14 protein-coding genes are annotated in these 18647 nt (G+C 67.3%); 8 read left to right on the top strand and 6 right to left on the bottom strand.

What is annotated here, in order from left to right; all coding sequences use genetic code 11:
• Window positions 1–18: 18 nt before the first annotated feature.
• From lpxK to BXA00_RS20865, 3 genes are read right to left on the bottom strand one after another with little or no spacing between them, the layout of a single operon-like run.
• Window positions 19–1107, bottom strand: coding sequence for a tetraacyldisaccharide 4'-kinase (lpxK, locus tag BXA00_RS20855; protein ID WP_076520328.1), 1089 nt, complete (start codon window positions 1105–1107; stop codon window positions 19–21).
• A complete protein-coding gene (locus BXA00_RS20860; RefSeq protein ID WP_076520329.1) occupies window positions 1104–1517 on the bottom strand; it encodes a biopolymer transporter ExbD in 414 nt (137 codons plus the stop codon). The genes lpxK and BXA00_RS20860 overlap by 4 nt, the downstream gene beginning before the upstream one ends.
• Entirely contained in the window at window positions 1514–2137 is a 624-nt protein-coding gene (locus BXA00_RS20865; protein WP_076520330.1) for a MotA/TolQ/ExbB proton channel family protein, read from the bottom strand. Before BXA00_RS20865 ends, BXA00_RS20860 begins: the two co-directional genes overlap by 4 nt.
• A 351-nt stretch (window positions 2138–2488) precedes the next feature.
• On the opposite strand from BXA00_RS20865, the gene xseA reads away from it, so the two are divergent.
• Both xseA and sodB read left to right on the top strand, forming a co-directional pair.
• On the top strand, window positions 2489–3856 hold the full coding sequence (gene xseA, locus BXA00_RS20870) for an exodeoxyribonuclease VII large subunit (protein ID WP_076520331.1): 1368 nt from the start codon (window positions 2489–2491) through the stop codon (window positions 3854–3856).
• A 224-nt stretch (window positions 3857–4080) separates the two neighbouring features.
• Window positions 4081–4659, top strand: a complete 579-nt coding sequence (gene sodB, locus BXA00_RS20875; protein ID WP_056324270.1) for a superoxide dismutase [Fe] — start codon at window positions 4081–4083, stop codon at window positions 4657–4659.
• A 171-nt stretch (window positions 4660–4830) separates the two neighbouring features.
• On the opposite strand, the gene BXA00_RS29425 is transcribed toward sodB, so the two are convergent.
• Entirely contained in the window at window positions 4831–4965 is a 135-nt protein-coding gene (locus BXA00_RS29425) for a hypothetical protein (RefSeq protein ID WP_255376812.1), read from the bottom strand.
• On the opposite strand from BXA00_RS29425, the gene BXA00_RS20880 reads away from it, so the two are divergent.
• The 3 genes from BXA00_RS20880 (at window position 4937) to pcaF (ending at window position 9521) form a co-directional block, all read left to right on the top strand.
• Entirely contained in the window at window positions 4937–6643 is a 1707-nt protein-coding gene (locus BXA00_RS20880; protein ID WP_076520332.1) for a methyl-accepting chemotaxis protein, read from the top strand. The two genes, BXA00_RS29425 and BXA00_RS20880, sit on opposite strands and share 29 nt — an antisense overlap.
• Before the next feature lie 111 nt (window positions 6644–6754).
• On the top strand, window positions 6755–8149 hold the full coding sequence (locus BXA00_RS20885; protein ID WP_083714296.1) for a chloride channel protein: 1395 nt from the start codon (window positions 6755–6757) through the stop codon (window positions 8147–8149).
• 166 nt (window positions 8150–8315) lie between these two features.
• Window positions 8316–9521, top strand: coding sequence for a 3-oxoadipyl-CoA thiolase (gene pcaF / locus BXA00_RS20890; RefSeq protein ID WP_076520333.1), 1206 nt, complete (start codon window positions 8316–8318; stop codon window positions 9519–9521).
• Window positions 9522–9619: 98 nt separating this feature from the next.
• On the opposite strand, the gene BXA00_RS20895 is transcribed toward pcaF, so the two are convergent.
• Both BXA00_RS20895 and BXA00_RS20900 read right to left on the bottom strand, forming a co-directional pair.
• Window positions 9620–10165: a DUF192 domain-containing protein gene (locus BXA00_RS20895; RefSeq protein WP_231952122.1), complete on the bottom strand. Its 546-nt coding sequence runs from the start codon at window positions 10163–10165 to the stop codon at window positions 9620–9622.
• A gap of 98 nt (window positions 10166–10263) precedes the next feature.
• Entirely contained in the window at window positions 10264–10509 is a 246-nt protein-coding gene (locus BXA00_RS20900) for a cold-shock protein (protein WP_006220277.1), read from the bottom strand.
• Between the two features lie 226 nt (window positions 10510–10735).
• On the opposite strand from BXA00_RS20900, the gene clpS reads away from it, so the two are divergent.
• From clpS to pbpC, 3 genes are all read left to right on the top strand, one after another.
• A complete protein-coding gene (gene clpS / locus BXA00_RS20905; RefSeq protein WP_008168033.1) occupies window positions 10736–11050 on the top strand; it encodes an ATP-dependent Clp protease adapter ClpS in 315 nt (104 codons plus the stop codon).
• Between the two features lie 166 nt (window positions 11051–11216).
• On the top strand, window positions 11217–16439 hold the full coding sequence (locus tag BXA00_RS20910; protein ID WP_156902840.1) for an alpha-2-macroglobulin: 5223 nt from the start codon (window positions 11217–11219) through the stop codon (window positions 16437–16439).
• Window positions 16436–18646 carry a penicillin-binding protein 1C gene (gene pbpC / locus BXA00_RS20915; protein ID WP_076520334.1) on the top strand — a complete coding sequence of 737 codons (2211 nt, stop codon included), beginning with the start codon at window positions 16436–16438 and terminating at the stop codon, window positions 18644–18646. Before BXA00_RS20910 ends, pbpC begins: the two co-directional genes overlap by 4 nt.
• Window position 18647 lies beyond the last annotated feature (1 nt).

The raw sequence follows: 18647 nt of genomic DNA on the forward strand, positions 1-18647 counted from the left end.
AGGGTCCACTGCCGCGCGTCAGCCCTGGGACTTGCGGCCGCCGTTCCGGCACTCATTCTGCCTCCCGTTGGCGCCGCGCTTGCACGCTTGCAGGGCATCGGCCAGCCAGTCGAAGAGGCCCGGATCAGAAAACGCGGCCCGCACCGGGACCTCCCACAGGCGCGCGTCGTTCAGCGCCCCGCATTTGATGGCGTCCTTGGACGTCACCAGGATAACGTCGGCCGAGAGGCCCTGGAAGGGCGACGTGGCGTAGGCGTGGTGGTCGGGCAGGGGAAGGGTCGACGACAGCGTGATGCCGGCGGCCCGCAGCGTGGCGAAAAAGCGTTCGGGATTGCCGATTCCCGCCGCGGCCGCGACGCGTGCCTGCCCGGCAAACGCGGACAAGGGCCGCGTGGCGCGTCCTTCCAGATGCCGGGCCTCGCCCGGTTCCAGCCACATGTGCACCTGGCGCGGACGTCCGGCGGCCAGCGGGGCAGGGGCGTCTGGCGGGGTGCCCGTATTGGTCACCACGGCATCCACGTCGGCCAGGCGACTGGCGGGTTCGCGCAGCGGGCCGGCGGGCAGCAGGCGGCTGTTGCCCACGCCGCGCTGGTCCTGCACCACGATTTCGATGTCGCGCGCCAGGGCCAAGTGTTGCAGGCCGTCGTCCGAGACGATGACGTCCACGCTGGGGTGTGCCTGCAGCAGCGCCTGCGCGGCGAGGGCGCGCTTGGGGTGGATGGACACGGGCGCGCCCGTGGCGCGCGCGATCAACGCGGGTTCGTCGCCGAAGCGCGCCGCTTCCAGTTCGCCCAGTCCCACGCGCGGGTGCGGGCCGACCTTGACCCCGTAGCCGCGGCTGACCACGCCCGGCGTGTAGCCGCGCGCCCGCAGGCCTTCGACGGTGGCGATCACCATCGGGGTCTTGCCGGTGCCGCCCACGTAGATGTTGCCGATCACGACCACGGGCACCGGCGCCCGGTAAGGGGTCTTGGCGCCGCTGGCATAGCGGGCCCGCTTGCGCGCGACCGCCCAGGCGGTGAGCGCGGAAAGGGGACGCAAGGCGGTGGACAGCCAGCCGCCGCGCTGCCATTGGCGGGCCAGCAGTGATGCGCGTCTGGTGTTCACCGGTTGGTCTGGGCGGCGAAGTTGACGCGGCCGATCCCGGCGAGGCGGGCGGCTTCCATGACGTTGATCACGGACTGGTGGGTGGCCTGGGCGTCGGCGTTGATGATGACGAGCGGCTCGGTCTTGCCGGCCGCGGCCTGGCGCAGGGCGTCGGCGATCTCGGGCGGCGTCGCGACGTCGATGAGGGTGCCGTTCAGGGCGTAGCGGCCATCCTGGCTGACCGCCACTTCCAGGGCGGGGGGCGTGTCCTGTTCGGACGACGCCTGCGGCAGCGTCACCTTCAACTGCGTGAAACGGGTGAAGGACGTGGTGGCCGCCAGGAAGATGAGGATGACCAACAGGACGTCGATGAGCGGAATCAGATTGATGTCGAGCTCGTCGCGGTCGCCCCGGGATCCGCGGAAATTCATGGACGTGCCTCGCGGGGAGCGCGCGCCGGCGCGACAGCGCGAATCAGGCGCGACGCCGCCTGTTCCATGGCGCTGAGGTAGCCGTCCACGCGGCTGCGCAGATAACGGTGGGCGATCATGGCGGGAATGGCGATCAGGATGCCGAAGCCGGTGTTGTAGAGCGCGATCGAGATGCCGCGCGCCAGTTGGGCCGGGTCGCCGCCGCCCGGCGTGTACGAGCCAAAGATTTCGATCATGCCGACCACCGTGCCGAACAGGCCCATGAGCGGCGCGACGACGGCGATGGTGCCGATGGCGGAGATGTAGCGGCTGAGGTCGTGCGCGACGGCGCGGCCGGCGTCCTCGACCACGTTGCGCAGCTCTTCGCGGGGAAGGTGCCGGTGACGCATCACCTCGGCCAGCACGCGGCCCAGCGGCGAATTGCGCTCCAGCCGGTGGATCGATTCCGGCGTGTCCTGGTGATTGCGCAGCATGTCGGCGACCTGGTCATTCAGGCCGCGCGGCAGGACCAGGTTGCGGCGCAGGGACAGGAAGCGCTCGAAGATCAGCGCCAAGCCCAGCACGGATGTCGCCAGCAGGGGCCAGATGGGCCAGCCGGCCTCGCGCAGAATGGAAAGCAAAGCGGTCAACTCCTGAGGAGCCGAAGGCGCCGTGGGGGCGCGCAGTGGCATCTGAACAAGCCGAAACTGTAACGGCGCCGCGCCCGCGTGGCAAGGCGGGGTGATCCCGAAACTATCCACAGAAACTGTGGATAATTCTGTGTAGAACTCAGCCGGAAGGCTTATGGGCACAGGGCTTGCGCTTGTTTGATTCAAATGCGTGCAGCTTTCATTTGATAAATAACGTATAAAAATCAGATACTTGCACCGAAAATGCTTGCTTTCGGGGCCGTTGCTGCAAATTCCTGGTGACGCGGTATCATTGCGGCCCGCTACGCTTGCCCTGTGGACAGGTTCGCATCGGAAAGCCCCATGACAATTGAATTCTCAGTCACAAACAACGCATTCGCGCGGGATATCCTTACAGTTGCCCAGCTTAATCAAGCAGTGGGGCAGTTGTTGGAGCGGAGCATCCCGGCGCTGTGGGTTCGCGGCGAGATATCCAACTTCACGCAGGCGGCTTCCGGGCATTGGTACTTCACGCTCAAGGACAGCCGCGCCGCCGTGCGGGCCGTCATGTTCCGCAGCCGCGCCAGCGCGGTGGGTTTCGTGCCTCGTGCGGGCGACCAGGTCGAAATCCGGGCGAGAGTGTCGCTGTACGAACCCCGGGGCGACTTCCAGTTGCAGGCTGACGCCATGCGGCGGGCCGGACTAGGGAATCTGTACGAGGCGTTCCTGCGCCTGAAAGAGCAACTGTCGTCCGAGGGCCTGTTCGATCCGGCCCGCAAGCGCGAGCCCGTACGCCTGCCGCGGGCGATCGGCGTGATCACGTCGCTGCATGCCGCGGCGTTGCGGGACGTCCTTTCCGCGCTGGCCCGGCGCGCGCCCCAGGTGCCCGTCATCATCTACCCGGCCCCGGTGCAGGGGGCGGATGCCGCCGCCCGGCTGGCCGCGCAGGTGCGCATGGCCAATCAGCGGGCCGAGGTGGACACGCTGCTGATCGTGCGCGGCGGGGGCAGCATCGAAGACCTCTGGAGTTTCAACGACGAGGATCTGGCCCGCCAGGTCGCGGTCAGCGAGATTCCCGTCATCAGCGGCGTGGGGCACGAGACCGACTTCACGATCGTGGATTTTGTGTCCGACCTGCGCGCGCCCACGCCTACCGCCGCGGCGGAACTGGCCTGCGCGCCGCGGTCGGAGCTGCTGGGGCAGGTCTTGCAGGCCGCGCAGTCCATGGCGCGCGGCCAGCAGCGGCGGCTGGAGCGCGCCGCGCAGCGGTTGGACCGCGCGGCCGGGCAATTGGTGTCTCCCGCCCAGCGGCTGGAGCATCAACGCGAACGGCTGAACAGCCTGCGGTTCCGGCTGGCGTCGGCCTGGGCGGCGCCGCAAGGCCGGCGCGCCGCGCGCGTCAACCTGCTTGCCCAGCGCCTTGCGCATCGTGTTCCCGACACGGCCCGCGCCGCGGATCGACTGGCGGGCGCCGTGCGGCAATTGGGCCTGGCGCAGGCGCGCCTGCTTACCCAGGGCCGCATCCGGCTGGCCGCCGCCGGCGCGCAGCTGCGCGCCCTCGATCCGGGCAACACGCTGGCGCGCGGCTACGCCATTGCGCGCGACGCCGAGGGCCGCATCGTGCGAGACGCAGCGACCCTGTCGGCCGGCCAGCCGCTGGATCTGAGCTTTGCCCAAGGCGGCGCCCAGGTGCTCGTGCAGCAGACCCGCAAGACACGCGACGCCGGCTGACGCGCCGGGCGGCCTGCGGCCCGAAAGCGGTGCGTCTTCACGCCGTGTGCCGCGCGGGGCCTTCGTACCAGGCCGAGCGCCGTAGCGTTTGCGAAGACTCGGTCACCGAACGCATAACCATGTGTCCCTTAACCCCGCGCCAGCGCGGGGTTAACACGGTATCCTCATTAGTTGCCGATACAATTGAACGGCTTGATCGTGCTCTCAACAGAAGGAACCCTCACATGGCACATACTCTTCCCCCCCTGCCTTACGAACTCGACGCCCTGGCGCCGCACATCTCCAAGGAAACGCTGGAGTTCCACTACGGCAAGCATCACCAGACGTACGTCACGAATCTGAACAACCTGATCCCGGGCACGGAATTCGAAACGCTGTCGCTGGAAGACATCGTGAAGAAGTCCTCGGGTGGCATTTTCAACAACGCAGCCCAGGTCTGGAACCACACCTTCTACTGGAACAGCCTGGCTCCCAAGGCCGGCGGCGCACCGACGGGCGCATTGGCTGACGCCATCAACGCCAAGTGGGGCAGCTTCGACGCCTTCAAGGAAGCCTTCAACAAGTCGGCCGCCGGCAACTTCGGTTCGGGCTGGACCTGGCTGGTCAAGAAGGCCGACGGCTCGGTCGACATCGTCAACACCAGCAACGCCGCCACCCCGCTCACGACGGCCGACAAGCCGCTGCTGACCTGTGATGTCTGGGAACACGCGTACTACATCGACTACCGCAACGCGCGTCCCAAGTACCTGGAGAATTTCTGGGCCCTGGCGAACTGGGATTTCGCCGCCAAGAACTTTGCCTGAACGGCATTTGCGGACCTCGCCGCGCCGCTGGCGCTGCGTCCCGTGACCAAAACCCCTCGCCCTGGCGAGGGGTTTTTCATTCAGGAGAAATTCAGTTTCGGAAAACCCCCTTGCGTGTTGATTTCATTACAGGGAACTGAACCGGTAACAGGCTTTTCTTTAGGGTTAGCCCTAGGTCAAAGGGTCGATATCTTTGCCGTCGGCCAGCGGCTGCACCTCGGAGCGCATGGCTGCGGCAACGCCGCGACACGCCGGGGTTACCACAGGGAAAGAAAGCATGTTGCGGTTATTTTCGGGGATGCGCATCGGCGCTCGCCTGACGGGCGCGTTTTTACTGGTTGCGGTAATTGGCGGTGCGATTGGCGCCTTTGGCGTCTGGGGGCTGGCGCGCATCAATGCCATGAACGACAGGCTTTACGACACCGAGCTGCGCGGCATCTCGGATTTGAAGGAAGCCAACCTTCACCTCATCTACGCAGGCCGCGCGCGCAACGCCTTCCTGGCCGCGTCCTCCGAGCAGGAGCGGCAGGCGCTGCGCAAGCAGTTCGACGATGCGGTCAGGAACATGGATGCGCTGCGCGACAAGGCTGCCGCCACGTTCGACGCGGAGCAGACCAGGCAATTGCTTGCGCAGTTCGGCGAAACCGAACAGGTGTGGAAGCGCGAGGTCAGCGCCTTTTTCGAGGCGGCCAAGTCGCAGCCCCTGACGCAGAACGACCCGCGCGTGGCCGAGATCGAAAAGCGTTTGATCGCGTCCTCGCAGAAGCTCGACGACCTGATGACCGATCTGGCGGTCAGCAAGGAAAAGTCCGCCGAGGCCTCTGTGCAGGAAGGCACGGAGCTCTACGGCACGGTTCGCGCCATCATGATTGCCCTGGCGGTGGCGGGCGTGGCCATCGGCATGCTGCTGGGCTGGCTGGTGACGCGCGGCATCGTTCGGCCGCTGGGCGAGGCGGTGTCCGCGGCGCGCCAGGTGGCGGCGGGCGACCTGACGGCCGATATCCGCGTCTCCACGCGCGATGAGACCGGCGATCTGATGGGCGCGCTCAAGGCCATGAACGAAAGCCTGGCGCGCATCGTGCGCGACGTGCGCGACGGCTGCGAGAGCATCGCCTCGGCCTCGTCGCAGATCGCGCAGGGCAATGCCGACCTGTCCCAGCGCACCGAGGAGCAGGCGTCTTCGCTGGAAGAGACCGCCGCGTCCATGGAAGAGCTCACCAGCACGGTGCAGCAGAATGCCAACAACGCCAGTGAGGCCGATCGCCTGGTCAATCAGGCATCGAACGTGGCCGTGCGCGGCGGCGAGGTGGTCCAGGGCGTGGTGCAGACCATGAGCGCGATTTCTGACAGCTCGCGCCGCATCGCCGATATCACGGGCGTGATCGACGGCATCGCCTTCCAGACCAACATTCTTGCGCTCAACGCCGCCGTGGAAGCGGCGCGCGCGGGCGAGCAAGGACGCGGCTTTGCCGTCGTGGCAGGCGAGGTGCGCACGCTGGCGCAGCGCTCCGCGGTGGCCGCCAAGGAGATCAAGGCCCTGATCGACGAGTCCGTGACGCGCGTTGAAGGCGGTACGCGCCAGGTCGACGAAGCCGGGCGCACCATGCGCGAAGTGGTCGACAGCGTGCGCCAGGTCGCGACCCTGGTGCGCGAGATCGCGGGCGCGTCGGAAGAGCAGTCGACCGGCATCGGGCAGGTCAATCAGGCCGTTTCGCAGATGGACTCGGTGACCCAGCAGAACGCCGCCCTGGTCGAGGAAGCGGCGGCGGCCGCCGGCAGCATGCAGGAGCAGGCCAACCGGTTGGCGCAGGAAGTGCGCCGCTTCAAGGTGGAAGCGGCTGGCGGCTCCGCGCGGCAGGCCCAGGCGCGGCTAATGCCGGCCGAGCCGATCGCGGCGCCCAAGCCCGCCAAGCCCGCGGCGCGGCCCGCGCAGGCCCGGCCCGCGCTGGCGAGCGCGGCACAGGACGACTGGTCGTCCTTCTGACGCCGGGCGGTCCGGAAGTGAGCGGGCTTTCGGCTGCGGGTCAGGACGGGATGGTAAGGTTAGCAACCTCGTCCCGCACAACCTGCCCAACCGCCGTCCAACCTCCAGCCCATGAATCTGCCCGCCCCCGTCCGCCGCCTCATCGCCCGAACGCGCCGGGTGGCGCGCCGCAAGGTGCGCCAGATCAACCGCCTGTCGCGCAAAAGCGTGCAACTGGGACTGCTGCTCGGTGGCGCGGGGCTGGTGGCGCTGATGTCGCTGGGGTTCGCATACCTGGCCGACAAGGCGCTGGCCTGGAACCGGCAATGGGTGGCGTACAACGGCTGGTTGGCGCTGCTGGTGCTGCCCTTCGGCTTGGCCGCGTTGCGCTGGCTCACCATGCGCTTTGCGCCCAACGCCTCGGGCAGCGGCATCCCGCAGGTCATCGGCGCGCTGTCGCTGCCGCCGGGCCCCAGCCAGAGCAGCCTGGTGTCGCTGGCGCAAAGTCTCTGGAAGATTCCGCTTGCGTTCTTCGGCATGCTGGCCGGCGCCTCGATCGGCCGCGAAGGGCCGTCCGTGCAGGTCGGCGCGGCGCTCATGCTTGCCTGGGGCGACTTCTGGAAGCGCCGCGGTGTGAAGCTGCGCGGCTTCCATGCAAACGAACTGATCGCGGCCGGCGCGGCGGGCGGGCTCGCGGCGGCGTTCAACGCGCCGCTCGCGGGCGTCATCTTCGCCATCGAGGAGCTCGGACGCGGCACGGTGCTGCGCTGGCAGCGGCTGGTGCTGATCGGCGTGCTGGCCGCCGGTTTCCTGGTCGTGGCGGTGGAGGGAAACAATCCTTACTTCGGCGTGTTCGGCGGCGCCGAACTGTCTCACAACATGGTGATGTGGATCGTCATCTGCGGCGCGCTCAATGGCGCGCTGGGCGGCGTTTTCGCCCGCTTGCTGGGCAAGGGGCCGGTGGGCGCGGCGCCGCAATCGTGGCGCGCCTGGATCCGCGCCCATCCCATCTGGACCGCGTTCATCATGGGTCTGGCCCTGGCGGTGATCGGCCTGTGCACCGCGGGCAGCGTGTACGGGACCGGCTACGCCGCGGCGGCCGATCTGCTGAACGGCAAGAACTCGGTGCCCGAGGGTTTCGGGATCGCCAAGCTCGCGGCGACGGTCGCTTCCTACTGGGCCGGCATTCCGGGCGGCATCTTCACGCCGGCGTTGACCACCGGCGCGGGCATCGGCCATCACATCTGGGAGCTCGCGGGCGACGGCGTCGACCAGCGCGTGCTCGTGCTGCTGTCGATGGCCGCGTTTCTTGCGGCCGCCACGCAGGCGCCGTTGACGGCCAGCGTTGTGGTGATGGAAATGACGGGCAGCCAGCCGATGCTGTTCTGGTTGCTGCTGGGGTCGCTGCTGGCGTCCGGGGTGTCGCGCCAGTTCTGCCCGCAACCTTTCTACCATCTGGCGGCGGGACGGTTCCGCAGGCAGGCGATCGTGGAAGCTGGCCGCGCGGCCAAGTCCTCGGCGCACTGAAAGCGGGCGCTGGCGCCCGCTTTCGTGCAGGCGTGCGCGCCGCGATGTGAACGTCCATTGGACACTGTCCGTGCTGCGGACATCCCGGCGACGCACCAACTTGGCGCGAAAGCGCTGCGTTAAGATCAGTCGATCCCGAGTTCTTTCACTTCACTCCGAGCTTCCCATGACCGTGAATGCCTTTATCTGTGATGCGATCCGTACCCCCTTTGGCCGCTACGGCGGGGCGCTGGCTTCCGTGCGTCCTGACGACCTGGCTGCCGTAGCCATCAAGGCCCTCGTGGCGCGCAACCCTGGCGTGCGGTGGGAAGAACTCGACGACGCCATCATGGGCTGCGCGAACCAGGCCGGCGAAGACAACCGCAACGTGGCCCGCATGGCGACCCTGCTGGCTGGCCTGCCGATCGAAGTGCCGGGCGCCACCGTCAACCGCCTGTGCGGCTCGGGACTGGACGCCATCGGCACCGCCGCGCGCGCCATCCGCGCCGGTGAAGCCGGCCTGATGCTGGCCGGCGGCGTCGAAAGCATGAGCCGCGCACCCTTCGTGATGGGCAAGGCCGACAGCGCCTTCTCGCGCAGCGCCGCCATCTATGACACCACCATCGGCTGGCGTTTCGTCAACAAGCTGATGAAGGCCCAGTATGGCGTGGATTCCATGCCGGAGACCGCCGAGAACGTCGCCGACGATTTCAACGTCAGCCGCGCCGACCAGGATCTGTTCGCGCTGGCCAGCCAGGAAAAGACCGCGCGCGCGCAGAAGGAAGGCTTTTTCGACGCCGAGATCGTGCCCGTGTCGATCGCCCAGAAAAAGGGCGACCCCATCGTCGTCTCCAAGGACGAGCATCCTCGTGAAACGTCGCTGGAATCGCTGGCCAAGCTGAAGGGCGTGGTGCGTGAAGGCGGCAGCGTCACGGCCGGCAACGCGTCGGGCGTGAACGACGGCGCCGCCGCGCTGCTGCTGGCCGACGAAAAGGCCGCCGCCCGCCATGGCCTCACCCCGCGCGCTCGCGTGGTCGGCATGGCGACCGCCGGCGTCGCGCCGCGCATCATGGGCATCGGCCCGGCGCCCGCCACCCGCAAGGTGCTGGCCCAGACCGGCCTGACGCTGGACCAAATGGACGTCATCGAACTGAACGAGGCGTTTGCCGCTCAAGGCCTGGCCGTGCTGCGCCAGCTCGGCATCGCCGACAACGATCCGCGCGTGAACCCCAACGGCGGCGCGATCGCCCTGGGCCACCCGCTGGGCGCCAGCGGTGCGCGCCTGGCCACCACCGCCATCAATCAGCTGCATCGCACCGGCGGCCGCTACGCGCTGTGCACGATGTGCATCGGCGTGGGCCAGGGCATCGCGCTCATCGTCGAGCGCGTGTAACCCGCGCTTGCCGCGCCGGAAACGACAAGGGAGCCCTCGGGCTCCCTTTGTCATGGTCCGGGGGGAAGGGTCCCGGCCAGGTGTCCAGACGCAGCGGTTCAGGGCAGCCCGTCGAGCTTCTTGCCCGCCGCGATGCCATGGGCGGTGAACCAGCCTTGCGACATTTCCAGCGCGTAGCGCACCGGCTTCTTCGCGCAATGCGGATCTTCGGTCTGGGGCGCCATGTCCTCGATGTTGACGATCGTGCCGTCGTCGGCGATAAAGGCAATCGAGAGCGGCAGGAGCGTGTTGCGCATCCAGAAGCACTGCACGTCAGGCTGTTCGAACATGAACAGCATGCCGTCGTTGCCGGGCAGTTCCGTGCGGAACATCAGGCCGTCGCGCCGCGTGGCGTCGGTGTTGGCCACTTCTGCGCGGATAATATGGATGCCGGCCGACAGCTGGGTGATGGGCAGGCGCGGCTGGGCTCGCGTCTGCTGCTGGGCGCCGGCAGGCAAGGGCAGCGCCAGCGCCGCCAGCGCGATGGCCGCGGCAGCCGCTGCCGAAACCGTGCGCCCGGTGGCGCCGCCTGCAGAGCCAGCCTTGGTGAATGTTGTTTTGAACAGCGTATGAATAGTGGAAAACAAAACGGCAATCTTCGGCATGGCCCGGCGCGGTAAGTATTAAGGAAATAACAAAGGCGGGGCCCGAAAGCCCCGCCTGGATAATGGCGCAACTATACCGTTGCGCTTTAAAGGGTAACTCAGGCAGCCGTAATATTGAGCGCCTGTTTGCCTTTAGGCCCCTGGATAATCTCGAAGGCCACTTTCTGGCCTTCCTTCAGGGTTTTAAAACCATTCATCTGGATGGACGAGAAATGGGCGAACAGATCTTCACCGCCGTCGTCGGGCGTAATGAAGCCAAACCCCTTTGCATCGTTGAACCATTTGACGGTGCCCGTCGATTTGGGATTGTCCCCTTGGACGGCGGTTGCGGTCGTATCAGACATGCGGCCTGCCTCATTGAATCGTATGTTGACAGAAGGGCATCGCGGTCTAGACCTCTGTCCCCCCTCCGGCTTCCTGGCAGATTTTCGGTGAATTGAAAACCCCAGAATGCGTGGATAATGCGCCGCTTTTCTCCGCTGCGTCAAGTATGGATACTACGTATTTCTGCGTGTAATTTTCAGTAAGTTGAGTGGTTGCCGTCCCCAGTTTAAATAGAATACCCGCCCTATGAGTTCTACCTTGGATACCCAGCATGATTTGGTCGTCGAGAAGGCGCCGGCTCGCGCTGCGCCACCGCCGATGTATCAGGTGCTGTTGCTCAATGACGACTACACCCCGATGGAGTTCGTCGTGAAGGTGCTGCAGAAGTTCTTCAATAAGAATCAGGAAGAGGCCACGCGGATCATGCTGCAGGTCCACCACGAAGGACGTGGGGTTTGCGGGGTATACCCGCGCGACCTCGCTGCCACGCGAATTGCCCAGGTCGGGCAGTATGCGCGGGCGCGCCAGCATCCTTTGCAATGTGTGATGGAACCGGTTTGACATCAACAAGAAACAACGCCGCCAGCAATGGCGGCGTTGTGCTGCCGGTGGTATGCCGGGTTCCGGGTTGAACGATTTTGCCGCGTACCGGGAAGCGCGCGGCATATGCGGGTCGGCAGCTCCGCCGCTAAGGAGCGTTGCGTTCGAGTAGGCGGGGAGGTTCGCTGTGAGTGGAAAGATCAGCAAGGGCTGGCTGGCGGTAGCCGGCGTCGCGGTGTTGGCCGGCGCCATAGGCGTGGGCTGGTGGATGGGCAAGGAGCGGCAGCCGGCAGGTCCGGCCCCAGTGCCTGCGGCACAGACGGCGACGACGGCGGCCGCGCAGGCGTCCAGCGGCGCGGCGCCCGCGCTGCCCGCCAGCGCCACGGTGGGCGCCGCCGATCCCTTCGCGGCGCTGAATTGCCAGCCCCGCCAGTACAACGATGCCTTGTCCCTGGCCGTGACGTTCACGCAGCCCGTGGATGCCAAGAGCAATCTGGATGCTTTCCTGCAGGTTACCGATACGGGCTCGACCGCCGGCAAGGCGGATGAGGACAGCGAATCGGCTGCCGCCGCGGGCCAGCAGCCGGCCTCGGTGCGTCCGGGCGACTCCGCGCCCAAGGGCAAGATCGTCAAGGGCAATTGGGTGGTCGGCGACAATCCTCGCGTCATCTACTTCCCTTATGTGCAGCCGCAGCGCTCCTACGCCATCGCCGTGCGCTCGGGTCTGCCCGGCGCGGGTGAGAAAGTCGCGCTGACCGAAGCCTCGCATTGCGAGGTCAGCACGCAGGCCATGCCCCCGTCGTTCTATTTCGCCAGCCGCGGCGTGGTGCTGCCGGCCGGCCAGAACGGCGGTTTGCCGGTGGCCACGGTGAACGTGCCTGAAGTCGACGTGCAGTTTCTCCGCGTGTCGCCCGAGCGCGTGCCGGAACTCTTCGACACCGTGCTGGGCGTGGGCCGCGGCGCGGCCGCTTCCGATGAGGAAGACGACGGCAACTACGATGAGAATGACTGGCGCTATGCCGGCAACCGCAGCCTGAAGGGCTCGGTCAGCAACTGGGACCTGGACCGTCTGAATTCCCTGACCACCAGCGTCTATCAAGGCCGTTTCATCACCGACGACAAGCCCAACCGGCGCCACGTCACGTTCCTGCCGGTCGAAGGCATCAAGGAATTGCAGGAGCCGGGCATCTACGTCGCGGTCATGAGCCAGCCGGGGCGTTTCCGCTACGAATACCAGGTCACGTATTTCTACGTCAGCGACATCGGCCTGCACGCGCGCCGCTACAGCGACCGCATCGAGGCCTATTCCGTTTCCCTCAAGACCGGCCAGCCCATTTCCGGCGCGGTCTTCGAGCTGGTCGACGGCGCCGGCAAGGCGCTGGCCAAGGCCGCGGCCGATGGGCAAGGTCATGTCCGTTTCGACGGCAGCTTCGCCAATGCCCGCGTCATCCGCGCCGCGCGCGACAAGGAAATGACCGTGCTCGCGCTGGGCGAACCGGCGCTGGACCTGTCGGAATTCGATACGGGCGGCCATGCGTCGCGCGCCAACAATCTGTTCGTCTACGCGGGCCGCAACCTGTACCGTCCCGGCGAAACCTTCACCGTGTCGGTGCTGCCGCGCGACCTGGACGGCCGCGTGCTGACGCCGTCGCCGCTCACCGCCACCATCAAGCGCCCCGACGGCCGCACCGTGCAGACCGCGCTCTGGCAGCCCCAGAAGGATCTTCCGGGCTATGTCGAACGCGCCATCGATCTGCCGCTGGATGCGCAGACCGGCACCTGGCTGCTCGAGCTGCGCGTCGATCCGTCGTCCCGCGCGCCCGACGCATCCTGGAAATTCCAGGTCGAAGAATTCCTGCCCGAACGCATGAAGATGACGCTGACGTCCGGCCAGGACGTGCTGTCGCCCGACGAGGAGTTGACCGTCGACGTGCAGGGCGACTACCTGTATGGCGCGCCCGCGGCGGGCAACCGCCTGCTGGCGACCTTCCAGGTCAAGCGCGACCGTTACGCGCTGGCCCAGCAATGGCCGGGCTTCATCTTCGGCGACGTGGCCGACGACACCCGCCGCAGCTTCGGCGAACTGCCGGAGTCCGCGCTGGACGAGAAGGGCCGCGCGCAGCTCGAGGTCAGTCCCAACGCGGCCGGCACGCATTCGCCGATGAAGGTCCGGGTGTCCGCCAGTCTGCTGGAATCCGGCGGCCGTCCGGTGGTGCGCTCGATCGAGCGCAGCGTCTGGCCCGCCGACAAACTGATCGCCGTCCGTCCGCAGTTCGACAGCGACGTGGCCCGTGAAAACGCGCCTGCGGCGTTCGAGGTGATCCGCGCCAACGCGCAAGGCAAGATCGAACCGCTGGCCCAGGCCCAGATGCGACTGTTCCGTGAAGAGCGCCAATACTATTGGCGTTTCGACGACCAGCGCGGCTGGAACAGCGGCTACACCGAAACCGAGGAACTGGTCGATTCGCGCGAGATCGCGCTCACTGACCGCAGCCAGTTGACCGTGCCGGTCAAGTGGGGGCGCTACCGCCTGGAAATCGCCGATCCGGAAACCGGCGAAACGATGCGCTATCGCTTCTATGCTGGCTGGAACGCGCAGGACGCCGATGCCATGGGCAATCGTCCCGACCGCGTGCAGATGAAGCTGGAAGGCGTGCCGGCCAAGCCGGGCGACAACGTCAAGCTGACGCTCACGCCGCCGCATGATGGGCAGGCGCTCATCACGGTGGAAGGCGATCGCATGCTGTGGTCCAAGTGGGTGGCGGTGAAGGCCACCGGCACCGAGGTCGAGATTCCCGTCGACAAGGAATGGAAGCGCCACGACCTGTATGTGGCCGCGGCGGTGTTCCGCCCGGGCAGCGAGGGCGACCGGGTCACGCCGGCCCGCGCGCTGGGTCTTGCGTTCCTGCCGATCGCCAGCGCCGACCGCAAGCTGGACGTCAAGCTGACGGCCGCGCCCAAGGCCGTGCCCGAAACCAAGACGACCGTGCGCGTCAAGGTCGACGGCGCCCAGGGCAAGCAGGCCACGGTGACGCTGTCCGCCGTGGACGTCGGCATCCTGAACATCAACCAGTACGCCACGCCCGATCCGCTGGACTATTTCTTCGGCAAGCACCGCTACGCGCCCGAGTTGCTGGACATGTACGGCAAGCTCATCGAAAAGATGGACGGCACCAAGGGCAAGCTGAAGTGGGGCGGCGACGCCGCGATGCGCGGCGACAGCAAGAGCCTGCCCAAGAAGGTCAAGCTGGTGGACCTGTTCTCGGGCCCGGTCGCGCTCAACGCGCAAGGCGAAGCCGACATCCCGCTGGACCTGCCGGACTTCAACGGCACGCTGCGCCTGATGGCCGTGGCCTTCACGCCGGACAACTACGGCAGCACCGACACCGAAATGGTGGTGGCCGCGCCCATCGTGGCGGAACTGAACACCCCGCGTTTCATCACGCCGGGCGACCAGGCGGCCATCGCGCTGGACGTCACCAACCTGAGCGGCGCCGAGCAGAAGGTGTCGGTCAAGCTGGAGGCGCTGGACCCGCTGGCCATCGTCGACGGTGTGCGCACGGTCACGCTCAAGGACAAGCAGCGCACGACCCTGCGCTTCACTGCGACGACGACGGGCTCGTATGGGCTGGGCCTGATGCGCCTGACCGTGGACGGGCAGGGCGGCGACAAGCCGGTGCATATCGTGCGCGAGTCCGTGCTGCAGGTGCAGCCGGCCCATGCGCCGGAGCGCCAGGTGCGCCGTCTGCGCCTGAATCCGGGCGAGACGCAGTCGCCCCAGGCATCGTGGGTCGCGTCCTACTATCCGGACTCCACGACCGTCAGCCTGACCGTGTCCAACCGTCCTCCGTTCAACGTCAACCGTCTGGTCGAAGGCCTGCTCAACTATCCGTACGGATGCACCGAGCAGACCATCAGCGCGACCCTGCCTTGGGTGATGCTGGACGAGGACACCGCCAAGCAGTTCGGCCTGAAGCCGCGCACGCAGGCCGAGCGCGCCGCGAAGGTGACAGGCGCCATCGGCCGTCTGTCCGGCATGCGCAATGCCGTCGGTTCCTACAACCTCTGGAGCGGCGCCTCGTCGCGCGACGTGTGGCTGACGGCGTATGCCGTGGGCTTCATGCAGGATGCGCGCGACCGGGGCTTCGAGGTGCCGGACGCGTCGCTGGATCGTTCGCGGACCTGGCTGCTTGAACAGGTGCAGCAAAGCACGGGTGCATTCGGCACCTGGTCGGCCAACCTGCGCCGCAACGTCGAGGCGAACCGCATCGACAGCAGCGACGCCAACATCCTGCGCGAGGACCATCGCCGCTTCGCCGGCCTGGCCACCGCCGCGCTGGCGCTGGCCCGCGACAAGAAGGCCCCGCTGTCGACCGTGCGCCAGCTCTTCGACAACTACCAGGAACGCGCGCGCTCGCCGCTGCCCCTGGTGCAGCTGGCTGCCGCCTTCAAGCTGATGGGCGATGAAGCGCGCATGAAGCAGGCGCTCGACCTGGCCATGACGCGCGCCTATGGCATCAACATCAACAACCGCAGCAGCGCCTATTACGACGAGTGGATGGGCGACTACGGCAGCAGTGTGCGCGATTACGCGCTGGCCTACGCGTTGGTCTCGCAGTACGACCTTCGCCATGAGCGCAGTGAAAACCTGCTGACGCAGCTCGCCGGCCGCCTGGGCAATCGTTCCTACCTGTCGACGCAGGAACAGATGGCCCTGCTGCTGGCCGCGCGCGCCGCGGGCGGCAGCAAGAGCACGCCGTGGGAAGCCACGCTGACGGTCAATGGCGAGCGCAAGCCGCTGTCCGGCGGCAAGAGCGACCAGACGGTCGCGCTCACCGCGGCGGACCTGGCGGGCACGCAGCTCCAGAACACGGGCAGCCAGTCGCTCTTTGTCGAGTACGACATCCAGGGCAGCCCGACCGCCACCCCGGCGCCGCGCAACGACATCATCCAGCTCAAGCGCGGCTGGTACCGTCCGGACGGCCGTCCGTGGGACGGCGGTACGTTGCAGACCGGCGACATGCTGGTGGTCTGGGTGCAGGCAAGCGCCAACCAGAACATCCCCGACGGGCTGCTGGTCGACCGCGTGCCGGCGGGTTTCGAAGTCGAAAACCTGAACCTTTCGCAAAGCCCCGAGATGCAGGACTGGACGATCGGCGGACGCCGTGTGGCCGATGCCATGTCGGACTCCAACATCAAGCATCGCGAGTTCCGCGATGACCGCTATGTGGCCGCGGTGTCGCTGGGGCGCGGCAAGGTGGACGTGTTCTATCTGGTGCGCGTCGTGACGCCGGGCCGTTACGCGGTGCCGTCGACGGTGGCCGAGGACATGTACCGGCCCGAAATCCGCGGCGTGGGTGAGCAATGGAGCACGGTCGAAATCCGCGATCGCGGCGCCAAGCGTCCTTGAACGCCGGCGCTCCCCCCGCGGCGGGCGCCTCGCGCGCCCGCCGCTGGCGGCGGCGCGGCATCTTCGCGGCCAGCGCGTTGTCGGCGCTGGCCGCGTTGTTATTCGCGCTGGACCGTCTGTATCCATTGCCTCCCATCGATTCGGGCGGGGCTGCGGTGGTCGTGGCCGCCGACGGCACGCCGCTGCGCAACTATCCCAGCCGCGACGGCATCTGGCGCTATCCGGTGCAGCCCGGCCAGGTATCGCCCCGTTATCTGGAAACCCTGCTCACCTACGAGGACCGCTGGTTCTACTGGCATCCCGGGGTCAACCCCGTGGCGCTCGCGCGCGCGGGCTGGCAATGGGCCACCAACCGGCGCATCGTCTCGGGCGGATCGACGCTGACCATGCAGGTCGCGCGGCTGATCGATCCGGAGCTGGCGGGCAAGCCCTCGCGCACCCTTTCCGCGAAGTTGCGGCAGGCATGGCGCGCCGTGCAGCTTGAAATGCACTACAGCAAGGACGAGATTCTTTCCCTGTACCTGACCCATGCGCCCATGGGCGGCATCGTGGAAGGGGTGGAGATGGGCGCGCGCCTGTGGCTGGGCAAGCCGGCCCGCGACCTGGGGCCGGCCGAGGCCGCGATGCTGACGGCCTTGCCCCAGGCGCCGTCGCGGCTGCGCCCCGACCGCCATCCCGAGGCCGCGCAGGCCGCGCGCGACAAGGTACTGGACCGCATGGCCGAGCTGGGCCGCTGGACCCCGGCCGAGGTGGCTGACGCAAAGATCGAGACCGTCATCGCCCCGCCGCTGCGCGCGCGCTGGCTGGCGCCCCTGGCGGCGCAGCGCCTGCTGCAGGAAGCGGGCGGCGAGCGCCGCGCGGGCGGGCGGCCGCCCCTGGTAACGTCCACGCTGGACGCGGACATGCAGTCCTCGGTGGAACAAATGTTGCTGGATCGGGTCGATAACCTGCCGCCCAAGGTGTCGATGGCCGTGCTCGTCATGGACAACGACACGCTGGAGGTCAAGGCCTACGCCGGCTCGGCGGATTTTTCCGACGATTCTCGCTATTCCCATGTGGACATGGTGCGCGGGGTGCGCTCGCCGGGTTCGACGCTCAAGCCTTTCCTTTATGCCCAGGCCCTGGACGAGGGGCTGATTCATTCGGAAAGCCTGCTGATCGACGCGCCCATGTCGTTTGGCGGCTACGCGCCGGGCAATTTCCAGGCGGCGTTCTCCGGCCCCGTCAGCGTCGCGCAAGCTTTGCAGCGGTCGCTGAACGTGCCGGCCGTGGACCTGCTAGACCGTGTCGGGCCGGCCAGTTTTGCCTCGGGTATGCTGGCGGGAGGCGTGAAGTTGCGCCTGCCTGCCGGGGCCGAGCCGAACCTGAGCTTGATTTTGGGCGGGGGTGGCACCACATTGGAAGAACTGGTGGGCGCTTATCGCGCGCTGGCCCGGGACGGCGTCTCGGGACGGCCTCGCCTTCGGGCGGAGCAGCCCATGGTCGAGTCCCGTATGATGAGTCCTGGCGCGGCCTGGATCGTTCGGGATATTCTCGAAGGCGGCGGTCATCCCGACCGGCCGTTCTACCAGTCGGGCAATCCGGGCCGGCAACTGGCCTGGAAAACCGGGACCAGTTTCGGATTCCGGGACGCGTGGGCGGTCGGTGTGACCGACAGATGGACGATCGGCGTATGGGTCGGAAGGCCCGACGGTACGCCGAATCCCGGATTTTTCGGGGCGAATGTGGCGGCGCCGCTACTGCAGGATATCGTGGCGGCATTGCCGGAAGGCGCCCAGCAGGTCCGCGTCAGGCCCGAAACGGTGCAGGCGGTGGTGACATGCTGGCCCTTGGGCTACAGGCTGGGCAGCGTGCCTTCGGGCGCGTGTCCCGAACAGCGGGCAGCCTGGATGCTCAATGACACGGCGCCGCCCTCGTTTGCCGGGTATGCCGACGCCACGCAGGGGCCGCTTCGTCTGGGCGGCGTGGCCAACGGCTCGGTGCTGCGGCCCGTGCCCGGCATGCGGCAGGTAGCCCTGGACGTGGACGTCCAGGGTGCGCAGGGCGAGGTATGGTGGATGCTCGATGGTCGTGTCGCAAGTCATGTCGCCGCGGGTCATCCGTTTAATTTGGTGCTGGCGCACGACGGCCGGTATACGCTAACCGTCATGGATACACATGGCCGCCACGACAGCGTGGTTTTTGAAATCGCTGGCGTTACGCCATGAT

Origin of the sequence: Achromobacter sp. MFA1 R4 (assembly GCF_900156745.1) — a bacterium.
Lineage (GTDB): Bacteria > Pseudomonadota > Gammaproteobacteria > Burkholderiales > Burkholderiaceae_B > Achromobacter.

Coding starts and splice junctions, on each gene's coding strand:
- clpS (WP_008168033.1), top strand. CDS start 10,736: ATGAGTTCTACCTTGGATACCCAGCATGATTTGGTCGTCGAGAAGGCG.
- BXA00_RS20860 (WP_076520329.1), bottom strand. CDS start 1,517: ATGAATTTCCGCGGATCCCGGGGCGACCGCGACGAGCTCGACATCAAT.
- sodB (WP_056324270.1), top strand. CDS start 4,081: ATGGCACATACTCTTCCCCCCCTGCCTTACGAACTCGACGCCCTGGCG.
- BXA00_RS20895 (WP_231952122.1), bottom strand. CDS start 10,165: ATGCCGAAGATTGCCGTTTTGTTTTCCACTATTCATACGCTGTTCAAA.
- BXA00_RS20900 (WP_006220277.1), bottom strand. CDS start 10,509: ATGTCTGATACGACCGCAACCGCCGTCCAAGGGGACAATCCCAAATCG.
- xseA (WP_076520331.1), top strand. CDS start 2,489: ATGACAATTGAATTCTCAGTCACAAACAACGCATTCGCGCGGGATATC.
- BXA00_RS20880 (WP_076520332.1), top strand. CDS start 4,937: ATGTTGCGGTTATTTTCGGGGATGCGCATCGGCGCTCGCCTGACGGGC.
- pcaF (WP_076520333.1), top strand. CDS start 8,316: ATGACCGTGAATGCCTTTATCTGTGATGCGATCCGTACCCCCTTTGGC.
- BXA00_RS29425 (WP_255376812.1), bottom strand. CDS start 4,965: ATGCGCATCCCCGAAAATAACCGCAACATGCTTTCTTTCCCTGTGGTA.
- BXA00_RS20885 (WP_083714296.1), top strand. CDS start 6,755: ATGAATCTGCCCGCCCCCGTCCGCCGCCTCATCGCCCGAACGCGCCGG.